This window comes from Elioraea sp. (assembly GCF_051860475.1).
Taxonomy (GTDB): Bacteria; Pseudomonadota; Alphaproteobacteria; order Acetobacterales; family Acetobacteraceae; genus Elioraea.
In genome coordinates, this window is record NZ_JBHYDW010000274.1 from 1 (window position 1) to 2,054 (window position 2,054).

Annotated in this window: 2 protein-coding genes; both read left to right on the top strand. The window is 76.6% G+C overall.

Annotated features, from left to right (window positions below; translation table 11 throughout):
• Nucleotides 1-126 precede the first annotated feature (126 nt).
• A complete protein-coding gene (locus ACTIFU_RS23580) occupies nt 127-732 on the top strand; it encodes a NeuD/PglB/VioB family sugar acetyltransferase (protein ID WP_439580768.1) in 606 nt (201 codons plus the stop codon).
• Nucleotides 733-790: 58 nt separating this feature from the next.
• The coding region (locus ACTIFU_RS23585; protein WP_439580769.1) for a polysaccharide biosynthesis protein at nt 791-2,054 on the top strand (1,264 nt) is incomplete at its 3' end.

Genomic DNA, 2,054 nt, shown 5'->3' on the forward strand with positions numbered 1-2,054 from the left:
CGACTATGCCTGGGAGGAGGACGCCGCCCGGCTCGTCGCGCTTTATCGGGGCCTCGCCCGGCCCGCCGAGGACGCGCCGGCGCGCAGGGCGCGCCCGGCTTCCGACGCGCGTCACCTCTAGTGCCGATGGACGAGATCGACCCAGCCATCACCGCGCCGGTGCTGATCCTCGGCGCGGGCGGGCACGGCCGAGTGGTGGCCGACATCCTGCTGGCGGCAGGCCGGCCCGTCGCGGGCTTCCTCGACGACCGCGTGGCCGGACCCGTCGCCGGGCTGCCGGTGCTCGGGCCGTTCGCGCGCGCGCTCGACCCAGGTTTCGGGCGCGGCCGGGCGCTGATCGTGGCGCTCGGCGACACCGGCAGGCGGGTCGATCTCTCCCGGGCGATCCTGCGCGCAGGTGCAGCGCTCGCGACCGCGATCCATCCCTTCGCGGTGCTCGCGGGCGGGGCGCAGGTCGGCGCCGGCTGCTCGGTGTCGGCGGCGGCGGTGATCGGCACGGGCGCGACGGTCGGCCGGTTCTGCATCGTCAACACCGCCGCGGTCGTGGACCATGACTGCGCCCTTGGCGACGGCGCGTTCCTCGGCCCCGGCGTGCGGCTCTGCGGCGGGGTGGTCGTCGGCGCCCGCGCCGTCCTTGGCGCAGGCGCGGTCGTGCTGCCGGGCGTGCGCATCGCCGCCGGCAGCCGGGTTCGGGCCGGGACCGTGGTGGACGTGGATTTCGGGCCAGGCTGAGCGGGCCCGCGCACGCCGACAGTTCACCGGCGCGGGGGCGGGGGTGTATGTCGGCCACATGAGGCTCCTCGATCAGCTCCGCAGTCGGCTGACGCGCAGCCAATCCGTGCTGGCGGCGGACACGGCGGCGGCGGCGCTGTCCTGGCCGGCCGCGCTGCTGCTCGCCGACCCCGGCGCGCTCGCCACGCGCGCGGCAGCCGGCACGGCGACCGAGGCGGCTGTGTTCGCGGTGCTGGCCGCGGTCGCGCTGCTGGTCGCGCGGGTGCCGCGGATCGCCTGGCGCTACGCCGGGCTCGCCGATCTCGGCCGGACGGTCGGCGCCGCCGGCGCCGCCGCCCTGGTGTTCGGCCTCGGCCTCGCCGCCGCGGGCCGCATCGCTGCCTTCACGCCGTTCCTGCCCGTCCTGCACGCGCTGACGCTCGCCGCGCTGCTGCTCGGTGCACGCGCCGCCTACCGTGCCGCGCAGGAGCGCGCGCCCGCACCCGGCGAAGCCATGCCGGTGCTGCTCGCCGGCGCGGGCGACGGGGCGGACCTGTTTCTGCGCGCGCTCGCCCGCGAGACCCGCCCGCGCTACCGCGTCGTCGGGCTCATCACTGCCGACGACGCCATCTCGGGGCGCCAGATGCACGGCGTCCGCGTCGAGGGCTCGGTCGACGACGTGCCGCACGCGCTGAGGAAGCTCGCGCGCAAGGGCCACCCGCCGGCGCTGATCGTTGTCACCGCGCGCGAGATCGCCGGTGGGCGGCTGGAACATCTGCTCGACGCGGCCGAGGAGGCCGGGGTCGCGGTCGCGACCATGCCGCCGCTGACCGAGCTCCGCCCCGCCGCGCGCGAGGGTGAGGCGCCGACGCTGACGCTCCAGCCGGTCGCGATCGAGGACCTGCTCGACCGGCCGCAGCGGCCGCTCGACCGCGAGGCCATGGCGCGGCTGGTGCACGGGCGGCGCGTGCTGGTCACCGGCGCGGGCGGCACGATCGGCTCGGAGCTCGCGCGCCAGATCGCCGGCCTCGGCCCGGCCGAGCTCGTGCTCGCCGACAACAGCGAGTATGCGCTCTACGAGATCGACCTCGAACTCTCCGAGGCGGCGCCCGACGTGCCGCGCGTCTCGCTGATCGCCGATATCCGCGACCGCGACCGGATGCTCGCGCTGTTCGCGCGCCACCGCCCGGAGCTCGTGTTCCACGCCGCGGCGCTGAAGCACGTGCCGATCGTCGAAGCGAATCCGGCCGAGGGCGTGCTCACCAACGCGGTCGGCACGCGCCATGTCGCCGATGCCGCGCGCGCGCATGGCACGCTGGCGATGGTGCTGATCAGCACCGACA